Annotated in this window: 17 protein-coding genes; 9 read left to right on the top strand and 8 right to left on the bottom strand. The window is 41.9% G+C overall.

The features are described from left to right. Nucleotides 1–3 precede the first annotated feature (3 nt). Entirely contained in the window at nucleotides 4–285 is a 282-nt protein-coding gene (gene gatC, locus V7O67_RS14875) for an Asp-tRNA(Asn)/Glu-tRNA(Gln) amidotransferase subunit GatC (protein WP_406655529.1), read from the bottom strand. 351 nt (nucleotides 286–636) lie between these two features. Here gatC and V7O67_RS14870 point away from each other — a divergent pair, with 351 nt between their 5' ends. The 7 genes from V7O67_RS14870 (at nucleotide 637) to V7O67_RS14840 (ending at nucleotide 7975) form a co-directional block, all read left to right on the top strand. Beyond that, entirely contained in the window at nucleotides 637–1074 is a 438-nt protein-coding gene (locus V7O67_RS14870) for a MarR family transcriptional regulator (protein WP_342304096.1), read from the top strand. A gap of 48 nt (nucleotides 1075–1122) precedes the next feature. Continuing rightward, nucleotides 1123–1971, top strand: a complete 849-nt coding sequence (locus tag V7O67_RS14865) for a methanogenesis marker 8 protein (protein ID WP_342304097.1) — start codon at nucleotides 1123–1125, stop codon at nucleotides 1969–1971. 620 nt (nucleotides 1972–2591) lie between these two features. Beyond that, complete coding sequence (locus V7O67_RS14860; RefSeq protein WP_342304098.1) at nucleotides 2592–4913, top strand: RND family transporter; 2322 nt, start codon at nucleotides 2592–2594, stop codon at nucleotides 4911–4913. Next, the gene (locus tag V7O67_RS14855; protein ID WP_342304100.1) at nucleotides 4910–5995 is read left to right on the top strand and encodes a hypothetical protein; all 1086 of its coding nucleotides are present in this window, start codon (nucleotides 4910–4912) and stop codon (nucleotides 5993–5995) included. Before V7O67_RS14860 ends, V7O67_RS14855 begins: the two co-directional genes overlap by 4 nt. Before the next feature lie 23 nt (nucleotides 5996–6018). Continuing rightward, nucleotides 6019–6807: a helix-turn-helix domain-containing protein gene (locus V7O67_RS14850; protein WP_342304101.1), complete on the top strand. Its 789-nt coding sequence runs from the start codon at nucleotides 6019–6021 to the stop codon at nucleotides 6805–6807. Nucleotides 6808–6870: 63 nt separating this feature from the next. Further along, nucleotides 6871–7209 carry a YkvA family protein gene (locus V7O67_RS14845; RefSeq protein WP_406670393.1) on the top strand — a complete coding sequence of 113 codons (339 nt, stop codon included), beginning with the start codon at nucleotides 6871–6873 and terminating at the stop codon, nucleotides 7207–7209. Between the two features lie 88 nt (nucleotides 7210–7297). Continuing rightward, nucleotides 7298–7975: a class I SAM-dependent methyltransferase gene (locus tag V7O67_RS14840; RefSeq protein ID WP_406670392.1), complete on the top strand. Its 678-nt coding sequence runs from the start codon at nucleotides 7298–7300 to the stop codon at nucleotides 7973–7975. Nucleotides 7976–7992: 17 nt separating this feature from the next. On the opposite strand, the gene V7O67_RS14835 is transcribed toward V7O67_RS14840, so the two are convergent. Then, nucleotides 7993–8799, bottom strand: coding sequence for a methyltransferase domain-containing protein (locus tag V7O67_RS14835; protein WP_406655518.1), 807 nt, complete (start codon nucleotides 8797–8799; stop codon nucleotides 7993–7995). 488 nt (nucleotides 8800–9287) lie between these two features. Beyond that, nucleotides 9288–10448 (bottom strand): Coenzyme F420 hydrogenase/dehydrogenase, beta subunit C-terminal domain, encoded by a 1161-nt coding sequence (locus tag V7O67_RS14830; protein ID WP_342304104.1) that lies wholly within the window; start codon nucleotides 10446–10448, stop codon nucleotides 9288–9290. Nucleotides 10449–10697: 249 nt separating this feature from the next. Between V7O67_RS14830 and V7O67_RS14825 the strand changes: the two genes are divergently transcribed. Both V7O67_RS14825 and V7O67_RS14820 read left to right on the top strand, forming a co-directional pair. After that, a complete protein-coding gene (locus V7O67_RS14825) occupies nucleotides 10698–11567 on the top strand; it encodes a 4Fe-4S binding protein (RefSeq protein ID WP_342304105.1) in 870 nt (289 codons plus the stop codon). 52 nt (nucleotides 11568–11619) lie between these two features. Beyond that, nucleotides 11620–12597: a radical SAM protein gene (locus V7O67_RS14820; protein ID WP_406670390.1), complete on the top strand. Its 978-nt coding sequence runs from the start codon at nucleotides 11620–11622 to the stop codon at nucleotides 12595–12597. A 144-nt stretch (nucleotides 12598–12741) separates the two neighbouring features. Here V7O67_RS14820 and V7O67_RS14815 read toward each other — a convergent pair whose 3' ends face one another. The 5 genes from V7O67_RS14815 to V7O67_RS14795 form a co-directional block, all read right to left on the bottom strand. Further along, nucleotides 12742–13812 (bottom strand): PEF-CTERM sorting domain-containing protein, encoded by a 1071-nt coding sequence (locus tag V7O67_RS14815; RefSeq protein ID WP_342304107.1) that lies wholly within the window; start codon nucleotides 13810–13812, stop codon nucleotides 12742–12744. A 600-nt stretch (nucleotides 13813–14412) separates the two neighbouring features. Further along, the gene (locus V7O67_RS14810) at nucleotides 14413–14580 is read right to left on the bottom strand and encodes a hypothetical protein (protein ID WP_406670389.1); all 168 of its coding nucleotides are present in this window, start codon (nucleotides 14578–14580) and stop codon (nucleotides 14413–14415) included. 78 nt (nucleotides 14581–14658) lie between these two features. Next, nucleotides 14659–17424 carry a heavy metal translocating P-type ATPase gene (locus tag V7O67_RS14805; RefSeq protein WP_406670388.1) on the bottom strand — a complete coding sequence of 922 codons (2766 nt, stop codon included), beginning with the start codon at nucleotides 17422–17424 and terminating at the stop codon, nucleotides 14659–14661. Nucleotides 17425–17465: 41 nt separating this feature from the next. Then, nucleotides 17466–17675, bottom strand: a complete 210-nt coding sequence (locus V7O67_RS14800; protein WP_342304110.1) for a copper ion binding protein — start codon at nucleotides 17673–17675, stop codon at nucleotides 17466–17468. A gap of 78 nt (nucleotides 17676–17753) precedes the next feature. Continuing rightward, nucleotides 17754–18776, bottom strand: a complete 1023-nt coding sequence (locus V7O67_RS14795; protein ID WP_342304111.1) for a restriction endonuclease — start codon at nucleotides 18774–18776, stop codon at nucleotides 17754–17756. Nucleotides 18777–18823 lie beyond the last annotated feature (47 nt).

The raw sequence follows: 18823 nt of genomic DNA, 5'->3' as shown, positions 1-18823 counted from the left end.
ACCTCATATAATCTTGGGGACCTTGAAGTTGCCTTCCTTCTTGTTCTCGGTGTTGGAGAGAACTTCATCCTGTGGCATGGATTCTGTCACTTCGTCTTCTCTGAATACGTTTACAACGTCCATAACGTGATATGTGGGAGCTACATCTTCGGTATCAACTTCGTCAAGCTGTCCGAAATAGTCCAGTACGGAGTTGAGCTTCTCTGCATAGGCATCGGATTCACTCTCTGCAATCTCAATGCGTGCGAGCCAGCCTACGTGTTCTACTTCTTCTTTAGTGATCATCGTAAGTTCCTCGAATGTGAAAGGATATAATATGTAGATATTTAAGTGTTAGAAAAGCAAACGATAATATTAAAAATGTTGGTTTAAGAAACTGATTTTAGATTTCTTTAACCTGTCAATGCACGTAACTATTGAAACCATGAAATGGTTAATATTCATGCACAATCCTGACAGGTATATTAGATTATATATTTTAATTGTTTGAGTAGTTCTACAGAACGGATTTTTGTTAAGTTGATGTTTTTCTTATTTCACCGTCAGCTATACAAAGATGGTTGTATCTACAACTATTGTAAGTTGCACATACAACTATTAGAGTTTAAAAAATCTATTAAAGGGGAGCATAAGACTGTGTATACTAAATTCGTTGGAAAACACATTTCATATCTCCACAGATATGCTCGTAGATATTATGACAAAGAATTGGAGCCCTACGGTTTTGGAGGTGCACAACTCCGTATTTTGATGCCCCTCTACAAAATGGATGGTATTAATCAGGGATCACTTGCTCAGATAATAAAGGTAGATAAGACCACAATTGCAAGAACTATAAAAAAATTAATTGATGGTGGTTATATTTTAAGGCAGGTCGACGAAAATGATAGACGCTCATATCGTATTTTTCTGACGGAGAAAGGAAAATCAATAGAACCTGAAATGATGAAGATATTCACGAAATGGGAGGAGAATCTCTTATTCAAATTTGACGTTGATCAAAGAAAAGAGATTCTAAAATTAATTGAAATTATGCATATGAATGCATCCGATATTGTGGATGATGCTAGTTGAATTTTAACTTTAAAAATACATATCATATAAATTTAAAAGGTGACGGATATGCCTCATGTAATGGAACTTTTAGGAAAGACGAGAGTTGTTGTAAAAGATGGTAAAGTGGTAGAAGTAGGGGAACCTATGGTCGATTGGTGTCCTTTATTTGATAAAATGCGTGGAATAAAAAAAATCACTAAAGATGCGGTCAGGGAAAATATGGAATTCCGCATAAAGGATTTCGGCATGTTCACAGATGATAGGATACTGGAGCATGAGGTCTTTGTTGGATTTGGGGCATCAGAAGTTATGATGACCGGTCTTCGAAGAGACTTTCTTGATACGACAGTAACCGTTTGTGAGGGTGCAGGAACCGTTATCACCAATAACCCAACCCTTGTTCAGGGAATGAGTGCCAGGATGTCAGGACTTGTCGAAACAGAGCCTATTGATGGTATCATCAATGGAATCGGAGAGATGGGAGGAGTTATCCTTGATCCATCTTCTGCAATTATCGACCCGGTAGCTGGTGTGGAGAAGGCAGCACAACTTGGTTATAAGAGAATTGCAGTTTCTGCCGTTGACCCAAATACTGCAAAGAAACTTCGTGAAGTTGAAGCTGAACTTGATCTGGAGCTTATAATAATCGGTGCACATACCACAGGTCTTAGCAGGGAGGATGCACTTGAACTCATTAATTATGTTGATATCATCACAGGTTGTGCATCAAAGGCTATAAGGGATGTTATCAAGCCTCTTGCACAGGTTGGAACCGCTGTTCCCTTGTTTGCAGTAACTCAAAAAGGCAAAGAACTTCTGCTTGAACGTGCAAAGGAAGTAGAGAGTCCAATTCTTATTAATACAATGGCATTACCTGCACTTCCTGAGCACAAACAACCAAGAGGAATGATTTGACCATTTCTTCATTTTATTTTTCATTTTTCTCTGTGGTTCCTTCATAATTGCTTACTGGAAGGCAGAAACCTGATGGCAGAAATAGATATTTCGGTCTGTTTTTTTTTTTTTTCGTAACTATTCAGCCTACCACAATTAGCCTATTGATACTGATTTAATCAAAACGGAGATGTTTGCTCACTAACAACCTAAGAATCAAAAAAGCAATCAATGGCAACAATCAAAATTAATGATCCTAATAAAATGTAGGTCTCAACTTTTTGTCAAGATTGCTATTGATAGTGTTTTTATCAGGCTGAATAGTTACTTTTTTTCTTTCATTATTTTATTTGGTTTTTCTGGCATCAGGATTTACTTATAAGGTCATATATACCGTCTTTCATACCAGTTTTGGTTCCAAACATTTCCTATTTCTAATTTTATTTGCCTTTTTATCAGCATAGTAACAAATAGTCAATAATCCATTCTGCAAGCAAGCATGCATTATTTGATCTCTAAATAACATTATTCTTGCTAATGGTTTGAGTTTCCGGAAGCTCTCATTATTTATTTTAATAAATACTACTTGCTGCAATTACTCAAGTATATATCTTGTTAGTATTGTCTTACTAACAGTTATCATGTCTGCAAAAATAATATTTGAAAAAATAGGGGCTTTTATAGAAAAATGGCCCAAGGGTATAATTCTCGTAGCTATACTCCTGATGTTCGTATCATTGCAGGGTGCAGGCCTGATAGAGCATAAGAGTGGAACTGACACTTTTGTTGAAAAAGATTCAGAGCTCTACCAGAATTATGATCACATCTATAAGACTAATTTTGGAAGCGAAGTTGTAATGGTACTTGTAGATTCTGATGATGTAAGAGAATCTGAAGTTCTGGAAGCAATTGATGATTTTGACGGTATTATCGAGCAGGATAAGGGCGTTGAGAATGTTGTCAGCCTTGCCTCACTGGTCAAAGATACAGCTTATTACGTGACCGGGCGTACTGAAATACCAAACAACGATGACAAAATACTGACAATTATCGATCAATTACCATCTGCTTACGTTGACCAGTTCATGCCTGACACAACACATACCATTATCATGGTTCAGATGCCTGGAAATATTGATGAGAGCAATAAACAAAGAGTTCTTTCTCAGGTTGAAAGAGCAATTGAAGTAGTTGATTTCCCGTCAGGTACTACTGCTGTTGCCACAGGTGATCCGGCATTCATGATAGCAATGTCAGAGGAAATGAGCTCAAGCCTCCAGATCATGTTACTCCTTGCTTTCATTCTGATGATATTTGCTCTGCTGGTGGTGTTCCGGCACGTCAGATGGTGTCTGATGCCAATTCCTGTGGTTCTGGTAGGTCTTGTATGGACCTTTGGAGCAATGGGTTATCTCAATATACCTATGACAATGGCATCCATGGCAGTATTCCCTATCCTTATAGGTCTTGGTGCAGACTATGCGATCCAGTTCCATAACCGTGTGGAAGAAGAACTTGCAAAAGGTGAATGTGTCGAAGACGCCATAATCGACACAATAAAACACACCGGTCCTGCAGTGGGTGTTGCTGTTGTAGCTACGTGCCTGGGTTTCATTGCTCTTCTCATATCCTCTGTTCCGATGATACAGGACTTTGGAAAAATGAGCCTTGTAGGGGTAATCCTTTGTTATCTTGCTGCTATGTTCGTTCTTGTTTCTGTATTGTACATACTTGACAGACGGGCTGAAAAAAAGCAGAACAGCTGCTCGGTCAAATCTACTCCTGTAAAGCAGGTAGAACCAACAGAGACTGTAATTGGAAGAACGATCTCAAGTGTTGCGATGTTCACGGCAAAACGACCTTTGATCATCATTGCCCTGGCATCTATCCTTGCAGTTGCAGGACTGTATGCTGATGAGCACGTAGGGGTACAGACCGAGACTAAGGATTTTGTACCGCAGGATATGCAGGCCTTGCAGGACCTGAACAAACTGACCAGTGTTATGAATGGTATAGATAATATTAACATCATTGTCAAAGCCAATAATGTTCTGGACCCGGATGTGTTGCAATGGATGGTAGATTTTTCGGAACGGGAAGAAGAGGGCAATAGTCATATTACAGGATCAAGTAGTATCGGTTCTTTGATCGATTCAAGTTATGGTTCAATACCTTCTGATAAGGATACGATCACTTCAGTTACTGATAGTATATCCACAGTTGTCACTGATCAGTACCTGGAAGGTAGAAATCTTGCCGTAATGAACCTCCAGCTTGAGAGTGACCTTACTACAGAGCAGCTTACAACCACAATTGATCTGGTCGAGAATGACCTTGAGTGGTACACTCCACCGGCAGGGGTTTCAGTCACAATCACCGGTTCAAAGGTGATGTCAACTTCCATTATAGATGCTCTTACATCAGGAAGGACTCAGATGGGTTATCTTGGAATGGCTATCATTTTCCTTGGTATGCTTGTCATCTACAGGGACTGGTTGAAAGCCGTATCCACAATATTACCAATTGTAATGGTCACAGGATGGATAGGCGGTGTGATGTATCTCCTTGATATGGCATATAATCCCCTGACTGCTACGCTTGGGGCTCTTGCAATAGGTATTGGAGCCGAATTTACAATACTTATGCTTGAACGTTACTTCGAGGAACGTGATCGAGGAATGGAACCATATGATGCTATGGAAAGAGCTGCATCCTCAGTAGGACCGGCAATTATTGCATCAGGTTCTACCGTAATATTCGGTTTTTCAGCCCTCATAGTATCTTCGTTCCCAATGTTAAGCGATTTTGGAAAAGTTACGGTGATAGCTGTGGCTTTTTCATTGTTCAGTACAGTCGTTGTCCTGCCACCTATCATGGTGAATCTGGATTTGTGGAGATCAGGACGTAAAGTATCAGATAAATATTCAGATAAAAATGTAGAAATTAACAAGGTGAGTATATGATTTCACTTAAAAATGCAAAGTTGCTTACGATTGCACTCCTGTTACTTAGCTGTATGCAGGTTGTGTCTGCAAGCATAGATGAGGATGTTGTTTCAGAAATTGCAAGCGATTATTATGATGTTTACGGTTCTCCTCATTTGAAAGCTAACCTCGCCTGCGATGAAGTATTTGAGAGAGGAGAAGAAGCAGTTCTGTATGTGAACCTGATGAATGATGGTCAGGTCACAGGATACGAGGCCGACGATGATGAGATAGAAGATGATTTCAGGGATGGTCAGATCGGTGAGGCTCTCACCAGATCGTTCATGGCAAGCGAACTTGCTTCCGACAGGGCGATTACAAAGGCTGAATCCATAACTGCAACACTTTCACTTGTTGACCAGGACACTCCTATAGATATTCAGTTAGACACATTGCTCCTGGGTTCTATAAGTTCAGGAAAATCACTTGAAGAACCTGCTGGGTTTCCAATAGAAGTATATGACAGCGCAAAGGCTGGAACCTATACTTTGAAGCTGGATGTCTCTTACAGATACCAAAAGGATTCTGCTGTCACTCCTCCATACGGTGACACATACTACTGGTACGAGGAAATGAACCAGACAATGTACATTGATGTTGTCGTTGAGGATGAACCTTATTTCAAGGTTATAAAGACCGAGTCCGATCTCCAGGCAGGTGACAAGGAAACCATTAACATTACATATGCCAACACAGGAGACGATATCGCATATGATTGTATCGCAAGGGTAAGTGTTGTCGATCCGTTCACTACCACAGATGATGAAGCATATCTTGGTGACATGTATCCGGGGGATTCAAAGACTGCAACTTTCGAGGTAAATGTGGCAGAGGATGCTACTATTAAGCCCTACGCTATAAGCACGGAAGTAAAATATACGGATAAGCACGATGAGAGCCAGTATTCAGAAGGCCTAAAGGCAACAGTGAACGTTGGTGCTTCCGAATCAAAGTTGAATGGAACCACTATGTTCGGTGGTGTTGTTGTTCTTGGTCTTGTCAGTACACCTCTGTATATGAGGTCTAAGAAAAAGAACAAGAAAGAAGAAAATGACAAATAAAATGTAATTACGCAATTAGTATTATGAATTCACTAATAGAATCTCTCCAGCAACTGGGTCTGACATCCTATGAGGCAAAGGTTTTGGTCACACTTACGCAGTACGGGAGCAGGAATGCAGCGGATATCCATGCTCTTTCGGGTATCCCACGCTCTGCTGTGTATGGCGTTATAGACCGGCTTAAGGACAGGGGATTGGTTAAAGTCCAGAATACCAAACCAATGCGATATAGGGCATATGCTCCTGATGTTATCATTGACAAATTAAAGGCGAGTTATGAGGACGCTGTGAAGTTCTCTAATGAGCAGCTTGAGACTATCTATCAGGCACAGGAAGGTAGTGTGGAAGAGGATTCTGTGTGGAATATAAGTGGTGTGAAGAATGTCAATGATAAGATTCTCCAGATGATGGAATCCGCCGATGAAGAAATCATATTTGCGTCCTCATATTCTTCTCTGAAAAAGGTGATAGAGGTCTATCCTATCATGGATTCCATAAGACAGATGATTCAGGTGAAGCTCGGTGAAGGAGTTAAGATAAAGATAACCGGCAGGGACAAGGCCCACGTTATAGATATTGCAAAGGAGTTTTCCGGTGCTGAAATAAGGGTATATAAGGAAAAAAGCAACGTAAACCCTTTAAAGGGTGGTATACTTGTTATTGATAATGAGGAACTCCTTGTAATAACTATTAAGGATGATATAGCTCCGTTGACGCTTAATGCCACATGGTACAATGGGAAAGAGCATGTTTGCATCTTCAGACATTTCATTGAGGCTGAATGGGATACATCGCGTCCTGTTGACGTTTGATGTGTAATTTTGTTCAGTGCGCATAACACGGATCATGTGACTATATTTTCTGAGGTTTATCCGATGGGTATAGTAAAAATAGCTCTTAAAGCTTTGTTGAAGGAAAAGTTCTACAAGGTGCAGCTACACACAAAAACACTCTCCCTTGCAAGCAAAAGGCCAGATCTGCCTCTGTACACAAGGGTGCTTGCAGGTGGTGTTGCCATTTATGTTCTAAGCCCTATCGATCTGATTCCTGATTTTATTCCTGTCATAGGAACTATTGATGATATAATCCTGATTCCTCTAGGGTTCCTATTGGTCAGGAAACTGATTCCTGAGTCTGTTATGATGGAATGCAGGTGTGAGGCCGAGCGGACTCTGGGTCATAAGAACATGTCAACCAGTACTTCGGAAAACTGACTTTCGTCATTAAGCTATTGATAATAATCTATATCTCATAACGGATAGTATCTTTTCTGAAGCAAGTTTCAAGGAGTTTTGAGAAAGAATGGGCGAGCAAACAAATCCGTGGGAATGTATTAATGGCAAAAACATCCCGACAACAATTGAGCTTGACCCGATAATCTACAAATACACATCTCCTGCCTGCCGTATTCTTGATATCGGTTGTGGCAGTGGAAAAGCGAGTAATCTTCTGGCATCTCTTGGTTTTTCAGTAACAGGTGTTGACATTAACACCGAAGCACTGAGAATGGCTAAATCTTCTTCAGAATCACAGAACTGCTTGCAGATTCCTTTATTTATTCGGACCGATGCCAGGGCTCTACCTTTCCCCGATGCCGCCTTCAACGTAGTCATCATGCAGGCTTTCCTGACAACTATAGTTTCAAAGGATGACCGTGCCAGAATAATCAGGGAAGCATGCAGGGTGCTGGAGCCTGGTGGTTATCTCTACCTTGCGGATTTCGGACAGACCTGGCATTCGAAGGTCTATCGCGAACGTTACATCAATGACCTGCCGGTGACAAAGGAGGAGGGCTCGATTGTTGCTTATGATGAGGGGACCGAGGAGATTGCTTATGTTGCTCATCATTTTACAGAAAAAGAACTGGTTTTTTTATTAATTGATAACGGTTTTGAGATCGAGTTCTTCAAGAGGGATGAGTTTGTAACGAGGACGGGGAATCGGGTGAATGGGTTTATTATAGTAGCCACAAAATTATGAGCTTCTTGTTATCTTTACTATTTCCTCCCCACACCTTTAAAAAACATGTAATTGAATGTCCCGTATTCTCCAGCAGTCCTGTGGATATCCTCAATCCCACGGTCAAAGGTCTCTGCATCGATAATTCCCATCTCAACTGCATTCTCACGCACACCTTTCACCATTGGGATAATGGTTTTTCTCACAAAGCCTTCCTCCATATGTGGAAGGCTTGAATCGCTGTAAACCATGCGAGGTGAAGCTACAATATCAGAAAAACCTGCCTGTTTCAGAAGTGGGTAGACCTGTCTGCCGATGAGCGAATCGCCACCAAGTCTTGCCTGCACTTCAATCAGGCTGTTCCAGGCTTTAACTCCTGCTTCGGTCTCGGGGTGGAAGAAGCATGAGCCGTGGTCGCCTTCGATAACTGTGATTGTGCCACCTTTTTTTAACACTCTGCGCAGGCTTGCCAATGCTTTTACCGGTTCCTTGAGATGCTCGAGAACGAAGCAGACAAAAATGTGGTCGAAACTCTCATCTTCAAAAGACAGGTTGAAAATGTTTTCCAAACTGAACTCTACATTGGTAACTCCCTCTTTCCTAGCACATTCTTTTGCCAGATTCAGGGAGTCTTCTGATATGTCTATGGACGTGATCTGCGCTTGCGGGCTATTCTTTGAGAGTATCACTGTCTGTGCGCCGATACCGCACCCGGCCTCAAGCACGATACTATCCGGTGGGTACTTTGTATCGCTGTGCAGGAGTTCTTCCAGTGTATTTGCCTGGTCGCTGAGGCGGACAGATTCCCTTTCGGAGTAACCGTGGACGTAATCATGAGAGGTCATGGTGGAATATTGGATGTTGATGCTTAAAAAAGTAGGTTTTTTGTGTCACTACTCTCAGATATTTCCCTTCAGCATCCCTGTCAGAAATACAATTACAAGGCAGGTAAAAGTAACTGTAAGTGCCAGAATTGTTCTATCTTTATTCTTTTTATCAAGCACAGGGGTAATGATAAAATTAATGTAACTATTCAGCCTGATAAAAACGCTATCAATAACAATCTTGACAAAAAGTTGAAACGTAAATTTCATTAGAATCATTTATTTTGATTGTTGCTATTGATTGCTTTTTTGATTGTTAGATTGTTAGTGAGCAGACATCTCTATTTCGATGAAATCAGTACCAATAGGCAAATCGTGCCAGGCTGAATAGTTACAAATTAATGTTCTATTTTGAAAAGAAGGAATCTACGAAACTGCTATCTCATTCGTACAGCAGTATTTTACAATTAATAAAAATAGATTGGCAGTATCAGGACTGCCATAAAAGCTCAAATATTCTGCCTGCGGTTAAGTGAATACATCTGTATCTTCTTCATCTTCGCAAGGTTAAGAGCACCCTTTATCTCTTTTTCCTCAAGCAGTTTTGAGTCTATATAACCGTTATCAACAGCTTCATTATACAATTCATATCCCAGACCTGAGCGGGCAATGACCGTGGTCCGTCCCTGTGGTGTACCGACACCGCCAAAAGATATATCGGCATTCTCAGCTGCCATATCCGTACAGAATTTGCATGAGCTGCTCCTGTACACGTCCAGTTCATGTAGAGGATAGACCTTTAGCTCTTCAGGGGTGTGGAATTCAAACTGACCCTTACGAATCTTCATGGATTCGATATCTTCCAGACGTATGTTCTTGCTTTCCACGAATTCCTTAATTCCTTCGTAATAGAAAGTATCCATACAGAACAGTCCCATTTTCAGTATATTCGCTCTCATGAATAGATTCAAAAATCCGTATGGGCTTTTTTGCATCTTGGTGACAGCATCGATATTACAACTCGGACCTACAAAAGCGATACTTCTCCAGCCCTGTTTTATGGCACTCATCAATGCATTCATTGTCATGCTGTGACTGTACATACTGCCGGAAGAGTCCAACAATTCTTCGCATGTCCGTGCGATCATGGGTACGGGTTTCCACGGTTCCTCTTCTGATCTTTTGGTGACGATGGCACAGTCGATGAGTCCTTCATCAAGTGCATATGCAAGCATTGCAGTCACAACTCCACCATCCTGTCCCTTGATATCGGGAAGTGCTGAACGTGCACTGTAAGCATTGCGTAGCTTTCCGATGAGTCCCTCTTCAGTTGTTATGGTTCGAGGACACTGATTGTAGCAAACACCACATGCAGTGCATTTGCTCACAAGTGTGGGCTGATCGTTTTTGATAGCTATGGATTCACATGCTGCTGAGCAGGCTCCGCACAAGGTGCAGATTCCCGGCTTGATTATATCCTTCCTTAGTTTCCCAAAAGATATGCGCTCTTTTTCAGGGATGGATCTCTTCATTCGTATAACGCTTTTTTCGAGGTGCTCGAATTTAACCTGGCACCAGTCGGAACAAAAATGGTACGTTTTTCCTCCGTATTCTGTATTACACGGAGACCCCTCAGGGACAATTTTTTTACATATAGGATCGATCGGCATCTTAATCTCCCAGGATCACGGATGTCCTTTTAGGATGCGTTATATTGTTCTTATTGTATAAAACAAAATTTGAATTATATAATCATTAAGGTTCGCAGCATCATGATTATTAGTGATATTTCCTGTGTTTGAGGGATGTTCCAAAATGTTTTTATGCCAGCTATTTATTACTAAACCAGTTATCTATTCCTTCACTATTAACAGGTGTTTCAAATAACTTCCATATAAATGGAACAGAAAGTGACCTAAATGGTAAAAAGAAATTCAGACAAAGACCTGCTAAAGGAAAAAGGTTTTCTTTCCCAAAGGCAGGATGATTACTTCTCCATGCGCTTGCACGCTGCAGGTGGCAAACTGACATCCGATTATCTCAGGGCAGCAGCTGATGCTGCCGACAGGTACGGTAAGGGCTATGTACATGTGACCTCCCGTCAGGGCATGGAGATACCGTTCGTTCATCTTAACAATACAGATGATGCCAGTGAGCAAATGATTTCAGCGGGAATTGGTCCGGGAGCCACCGGAAAAAAGATAAGAGCTGTCGTGGCATGCCAGGGAGACAGTGTTTGCAAACGTGGTCTTATTGACTGTCAGGGAATATGCGAAAAAATAGATGGGTTATACTTTGCAAAACCAGTTCCTTACAAGTTCAAGATAGCAGTAACTGGCTGCCCCGCATCCTGCCTGAAAGTTCAGGAAAACGATTTCGGTATCATGGGTTTTGAAGAACCTGTTTTTATTGAAGACAATTGTGTCATGTGCAGGCAATGCGAAAAAGCCTGTGGTATGTTGGCCATAAATATTGAGAGTAGCAGCCTTTACCTTGATATGCATAAATGTGTATCCTGTGGTTTGTGCATTGCAGCATGCCGTAAAGATGCCATGCAAACAAAGGCACAAGGGTTTGCTATCTTCGTTGGTGGTAAAGTCGGTAAAAGACCACGCATGGGCGACCAGTTGCTCAGGACGAACAAAGAGGAAGTTGTGTTTGATATCCTCGAAAAGACCATTGAATATTATCGTCAGAATGCTTTTGAAGGAGAACGGCTGGGCGATGTCATTGACCGGAATGGTATGGATCATTTTGGGGAAACAATAAAGTATCCCAGGCAAAAATAGGTTATGTAACTATACTACTAAAAAAGGTCATATTTTCGCGAACGGAGAATTCATGAAAGCAGAAACCAAAACACAACTCATTTCGGTAGGCTCCGTGAATATGGACCCTTCCCTTATCCATTGGCTAACTATCCCCACAGCAGGTCCGGGCGCAGGAAATGTTGCCTTCTTTTTCAGTTCTGGAGGTCATCGTGTTCGTCTTGCCGTTAAAAAGGAATCTCCTTTGCAGGCAGAAATGGAAAATGGAGAGCTTGTAATAAGAAAAGACGGTGTTGAGATCGCAAGGGGGGACATTGAAGAGGAACTCATCCATTGTCCTGAACAGGCTTTCATAACCATGTGCGAGAAATGCGTCTTCGACTGCAAGTTCTGTCCGGTTCCCAAACTTGAAGGCAAGATTAAGACAATGGATGAGATGCTTGGGATGATAGGGAAGGCCAATGAAACAGGAAAGATGCATGCCATTTCCATAACATCGGGGGTTGAGATATCTCCGGAATCCGAAGTTGACAGGGCCGAGGAACTAATCCGCAGGCTTAGGAACATATATAATGTTCCAATCGGTGTTTCCGTATACCCGACTGAAGGCAGCACACGCAGGCTTAAGGACGCCGGTGCTGACGAACTCAAATACAACGTTGAGACCATGGACAGGGATATCTACGCGGTTGTCTGTCCCGATCAGGACCTTGAGCACTTACTTGATGCATTAAGAGAAGGTGTTGAGATATTCGGAAGGAATAAGGTCTGCTCCAATTTCATAATCGGTCTTGGTGAATCTGACAAGTCCGCAAAAGAAGGTATTGAAGAACTGGTTTCTATTGGTGTTGTTCCAATCCTCAGGGCTGCTGCAAAACATCCTTTACGAGAAGGGGAGCTCACTGTCGAACGTCCGTCAGCCGAAAGGCTGCTGATGCTTAACCGTTTCCTCCGGGAAAAACTGGACGAATACGGTCTGCGCGCGGATATTTTCAAGACCATGTGTCTTCCGTGTACTGGATGTGACATTAATCCGCATTCTGATCTTTAAGCGATTTTTCTCACGTAGCTCTTATCAGCTATTTTATAATACTCGATAGAACATTGTAATGTGATTAAAAAATTTCAACAGCACATTTCTCAATGCTGTTCAAAAAAGAAAAATGGAAAGGGTAATTAATCTTTATCAGATCAATTACTTCCTTCTCATAAACACAAATGCTAGGCCCATTATTGCAGCCATTGGCAGTATAACCGTTGGGAATTCTGGTATATCTGCAGCTGGTGATGATTCACCAGGCACTGTGATTTTAACATCCTGTGAAGCCAGAATAGCTCCGTCTGCTACAAGGTGTATCTTAAAATTGTACTCTCCAGAGGCAGTTCCAGCAGGTACTGTAATTGTCACGTCGAACTGCTTTGTTTCGCTTCCTTTGACATCAGTGTATGACTCTGGGGTCCATGATACCCAGCTCTCATAACCTGGTTCTACTTCAAGGGTAAGCGCATCGATGTTTGATACTACATCACTTACAAGAGAAAGAATAGCATTCTTTACTTCAGCTGAGTCGTCGATTTGATAAACATTTCCACCGGTAATACCTGTCCAGTGAGTCCAGTACTCCAACTTGCTTGAACTACTTTGTACTTCCAGAAGGGTAATGTCGTTGTTCTTCATTTCCTGCAGGACAGTTTGAAGGTCGAGGTCATCATTTCCTACGCCGATCTTGCTGGAGTCTGATGTTTCATCCATTACTCCATTCCTTCCTGGGTTTCCACCGGTAGTATAAATCCCGGTTTTACCAGGTACGTCTTCGTTCAGGTTGTTGTCATGAGGGATATCATCAGCGAAATTGATGAATATCTTCTTTGCTCCCGTGCGATAGCCTATTGTTGTATCAGCATAGCTTTCATAGAATACACGAGTATATCCTTCAGGTCCATCGCTTCCGTAGCCAAGTGATAGGCCGTTTATTGCACTGGATATTGCCGCCTTATTATTTGTTATTGCATTGTCCATGTTGTATGGGTAATCGCCGCGTGAAGCTACGCCGTATGTGTTAGAATAGCCAAATGAATTGTATTGATCTACATCATCCATGTATGATACCACACCGAACTGTGCATCAGGAACCTCGGAATCTACCGCAGTCATAATGTCAACAGCATTGGATTTTGCTGTACTGAGGACATCGCCCATACTTCCGGTAAGATCAAAGCTGAAAACTATATCAGCTCTTCCTATGGGGGTCGCGTCAGTTATCACTGTTTTCGTTTCCTCTACGGATTCCCCTGGATTCAGAGTGGTCTCTATAGAGACTGGCGTAAAGACTGTTGCTCAGGCTGTTGAAAATAACAGCAGGGTCGCAACAATCATTATTGTAATTATATTAATTTTTCTCATTTTTCGTACCAACATTTCTATCGTAAAGTGATAGTAATTCCAATTCCGTGAATAGTTATGGGTGTATTTATCTTTTTCGAAAAAATGTGTAGTTGCCATCTACTTAGATTTATTCATATATCCTTCCCTATGATAGATGAAATAGTTTAAAATACGAGATCAATTGACATGTTTTTATTTTCATGTTCAATGACGCTGATTCGAAGTGCTTAAATATATTTGAACTAGATATTTGATTCGGGAACTACATATTCTTACTCAAACTCATGTTTAAGGATTGATATATGCAACCATCTTCACAATATTGTTTTTAATAATACTGATTAAGAATGTTCCCATGTCTAAAACTGACACTCTTAAGAACGTTTCTTGAGCCAATTTTCTTGACAAATGACTATGCATAGATCTCGATGATATCAAATTTATCAAACAGGTATTGTAGCATACATCGGATAGTCGTTGTCAATCTTCTTTTTTCTCAATGATCGCCGGCCAGACAGAAGCTGAGACTATCATGCTGAGTACGAAAACAAAAACCATACCTGCAATGATATCCACCTGGCTGTAAAGTGGCACGGTTCTGGAACCATTGACCAAAAAGGAAAGCCCTGCAAAAATGATGACAAGCAAAAGTCAAGAAACTACGCTTGCTATAAGTGCGTATTTTCCTGCATTCTTGTCTGATACTTTATCCATTTGGACGCCTCCTTACTTTATACTCTTCCTTTTCATCAAAAGAGAGTTTGTCGTAACCGATATGGAGCTCATTGCCATGAAGGCTGCAGCAAGTGCGGGTGTTATTAGTATGGTACTGACGAAGGGGTAAAGTATACCGGCTGCAAGCGGGATGCCTATGCTGTTATAGCCGAAGGCCCAGAAGAGATTCTGTTTTATCTTGCTCATGGTCAGCCTGCTCAGCCTGATAGCTGCAAGCACATCTCTCAGGTCATTCTTAATAAGCACTATCTGTGCAGATTCCATAGCAATGTCAGTCCCTGCTCCCATGGCAATGCCGATATCCGCCTGTGTAAGTGCCGGTGCATCGTTTATTCCGTCACCGACCATTGCAACTATGCGTCCTTCATCCTGAAGTTTTGTTATTTCGACAGCCTTGTCTTCGGGAAGTACCTCGGAAAGCACCTTTTTTATGCCGATGCTGCCGGCAATTGCATCTGCTGTTCTGCAGTTGTCACCTGTGATCATCACAACTTCAATACCCATGTTGCGTATCTTCTCCACAGCCTCTTCGGAGTTTTCCTTCAGGGTATCTGCGACCGCAACAATTCCAATCGTTTGTCCTTCTTTTGCAACTATCATTGCAGTCTTGCCTTCAGCTTCAAGGCTTTCCATGTTCTCAGTGAGCGATGAGGTGTCAATATCATTGTCTTCCATGAGCTTGCGGGTTCCAAGTAGCACCATGTTGCCATCGATAGTGGCTTCAACACCATGTCCTGCGATAGAGCTGAACTGCTCCACAGTCCTTATATCCAGTTTCTTTTCCTCGGCAGCCCGAACAATGGCTTCTCCAAGGGGATGCTCGGAGCCTTTCTCTGCACTTGCTGCAAGTGTAAGAATCTCATCTTTATCATGGCCAGCAGTCAGCACAATATCAGTAAGTTCAGGCTCACCTTTTGTCAGTGTCCCCGTCTTGTCGAAAACAATCGTATTTATTTCCAGGGTTTTCTCAAGTGCTTCCCCACCTTTGATAAGTATTCCATTCTCAGCACCTTTGCCCGTACCTACCATGATGGCTGCAGGGGTTGCAAGACCCACAGCACAGGGACAGGATATTACCAGTACGGTGATGGATATGAGCAGTGCGAACAGGAATGGACTGAGTATTTCGGAATTAATCGGAACATTATATCTCTCGAATCCGATGAAATACCAGAAGAAGAAGGCAAGCAGTGCCAGTACGTGCACGACAAGGATAAACTGGCCAGCTACTACGTCGGCAATCCTCTGTATAGGCGCCTTGGAGTTCTGGGCGTTTTCCACAAGCTCGATTATCCTTGCAAGTGCGGTATCCGCACCAACGTTGGTGGCCTTGAATTTCAGTGCACCTGATTTATTGAGCGTGGAGCCGATAACCATGTCATCAACGTTCTTTTCCACAGGGATACTCTCGCCTGTGATCATTGACTCGTCCATGGCAGACGAACCCTCTACAATAACCCCATCAACAGGTGCTTTTTCTCCGGGTCTAACAAAGACGATGTCATCTACCTGTACATCTTCCACAGGTATTTCTTTCTCTTCACCGGCAACGATGATACGCGCAGTCTTTGCCTGCAGGCCAATGAGCTTTTTGATGGATTCCGATGTTCTGCCTTTTGCACGGGCTTCCAGGTATCTCCCCAGTGTTATGAAAGTAATAAGCATTACAGCGGTATCGTAATAGAGGTGCTCGTAACCGGGTCCAAGGTCAAGGTAGCTGGATGCGACACTGATAATATAAGCTGCTCCCGTTCCGGTTGCAATGAGCAGGTTCATGTCTGTAACGCCGTGCTTGAGTCCCCGGTAAGTTCCAACGAAGAATTGTCTGCCGGGGAAAACAATGACAATTGTTGTCAGCAGGAACAGCAGATTCCTGTCAGAGAGTAGGGCTGGCACAAAACCAAAAGGACCCGGAAACATCATTTTCATATTCCCAAGCATTATTGGAATTAAAATTGCAACGGAAATAAGCAGGTTGTTCCTCTGCTGTCTGATTTCATGTTTCCTTTCCTTTCTTTCCCTGTCTTCTGATTCCTTTCTATCGGCCGGAAGGGAAGCTGAATATCCTATACCATCCACGGCTTTCTTTATTTCATCTATCGAGACAAGGGATGAATTATATTCTACCTGTGCTCTTCCTGTGGTAATATTCACACTTGCAGAACTAACGCCTTGCAGTCTCTTGAGGACTTTTTCAACGTTCTGGGAACAGGCCGCACATTTCATTCCGCCTACTTCAAGCACGATCCTGTCTTTAACAACATGATAACCTATATCCTCAATTGCATTTTCCATCTCCTCCGGGGAGATGAGTGCAGGATCATAACTGATAGATGCTCTTTCCATTGGCAAATTCACAGAAGCAGATATCACAGCATCCCGTTTATTCAGGGCCTTTTCGATGTTCTGTGCGCATGCAGAGCATTGCATACCTGAGACCTTGAAGGCAATTTCCTTAACAGTTCCTGGCTCCGCTTTGCTTTCTTCCGGCTCTTCATCATCAATTATTATTGGACACGCTGCCTCTTCTTCATCGGGAACCTGACAGGCATCTTCACCAACTTCATAGCCTGCGTCAGTAACGGCTTTTTTAATATCCTCAAGGGCAATGGTCTCTGTATCGAAATCAACAGATGCCATCTCGTTTTCAAGGCTGACCTCAACAGAATTCACACCTTCGAGATTTGATATTGCATCATTCACACGCTTGTGGCAATGCATGCATGTCATGCCGTATACTTTGATATCTGCTTTCATATTGCTGGAAAAAGTAATAAAATTAGTTTATTTTTGATACTTCAGACTACAATAGTATAACCTGCGTCTGCTACTGCTGCCTTAATGGCATCAAGGTTTGCAACAGAATCATCAAAGGTAACTGTTGCCTTTTTTGTTGTAAGGTCGACTTTTACTTCACTGACCCCGGCAATTGCACCAATGGACTTTTCCACGTTTGCCTGGCAGTGTCCGCACATCATACCTTCGATCTTAATTGTTTCTGTAACCATTGTTTTCTCTCTCCTGGTTAGTAGTCATTTGATGTATCAGTTATATAGGTTTCACGCTTGTGAAGTATTGTTAGAAATTCAATATGTTCTGACGCATTGTTCTATCATTTCTTTCCATTTCCCAGGTTCATTAACATCAAAATAATGTTTTACTACAACACCGGAATCTTCCAACACAAGCAACTGGTCTTTTTTGAGGAAACCACTTTTTAGTTCAACGCCAACGATTTTCTTGTTGGAAATCTCCTTCTGTCTCTCCCCGGAAATCTCGGAAACAATTAGACGTTTGTTTGTGAGTATTATTAGTTGTGTTCCATTTCTTGATGAGAGCTTCAGGTGTTCGCCCCTCAGGTATTCCGGGCGAAGGGTTTCGAATATATTTGCTAGCTCAGGAAGTTTTCTGGAGGTAATAGGATACATTTTGAGTTTTTTATTTCCTGTTATTATTACGGATCTGTTTGGTTCGTTATGCAATCCTAAAATGTCCTTTATTTCGATGCGTTCTTCAATGTTTGAACTTTTTGAAAAGAAGCTGGAACTTTCCTTTTTGAGGAACACATTCTTATTTGTCAGGATGATGGTGAACTTTTCATTTCCCATCGTTACTACTTCATTTGCAAGAACTTTCTCTCCTCTTTTCAGAATAGCTCCATTGCCTATTTTCTCTGGCAGTTTATCAGTATTTTTCCCAGAATTGTTCGCAATTTCTGAGTACTGGTTAGGTAAATAGTGGTTGAGCATTTCCACAAGCAGATTTCCATCTATGAGTTTGAGGTTATGCTCTGCTGCTTCTTCCATTGCTTCTTTAGTGAACGAAGAGGTTGCAGCAATTATCACGCCATCAACATGGTCACGATATCTGAGACTGCTATATTCTCTTACTTCCTTTACACCTACGGATTCTGAATATCTCTTCGCCTGGACCAGCCATTTGTGCGTGAGTCCGAAGTTCTCTATCATAATAACAATGTCAATTCCTCTGTCTCTGGAGTATTGGGTAAGTTCTGTCTTGTATCCTATACTCGAAAAAAGTCTTGAGAGAAGTACTTCAAACTCCTGCGGGTCGATTCTAAGTATATTCTCAAGTGTCCATTTTGCCATTTTTATCCCTGTTAGTCTATTGTTTTGATGTTTATTCCTTTTTCCCA

Source organism: Methanolobus sp. ZRKC4, assembly GCF_045291305.1.
In the GTDB taxonomy this organism is placed as follows: Archaea; Halobacteriota; Methanosarcinia; order Methanosarcinales; family Methanosarcinaceae; genus Methanolobus.
Note: the sequence above shows the minus strand (reverse complement) of the source record. Positions and strands in the feature narration are given on the sequence as shown.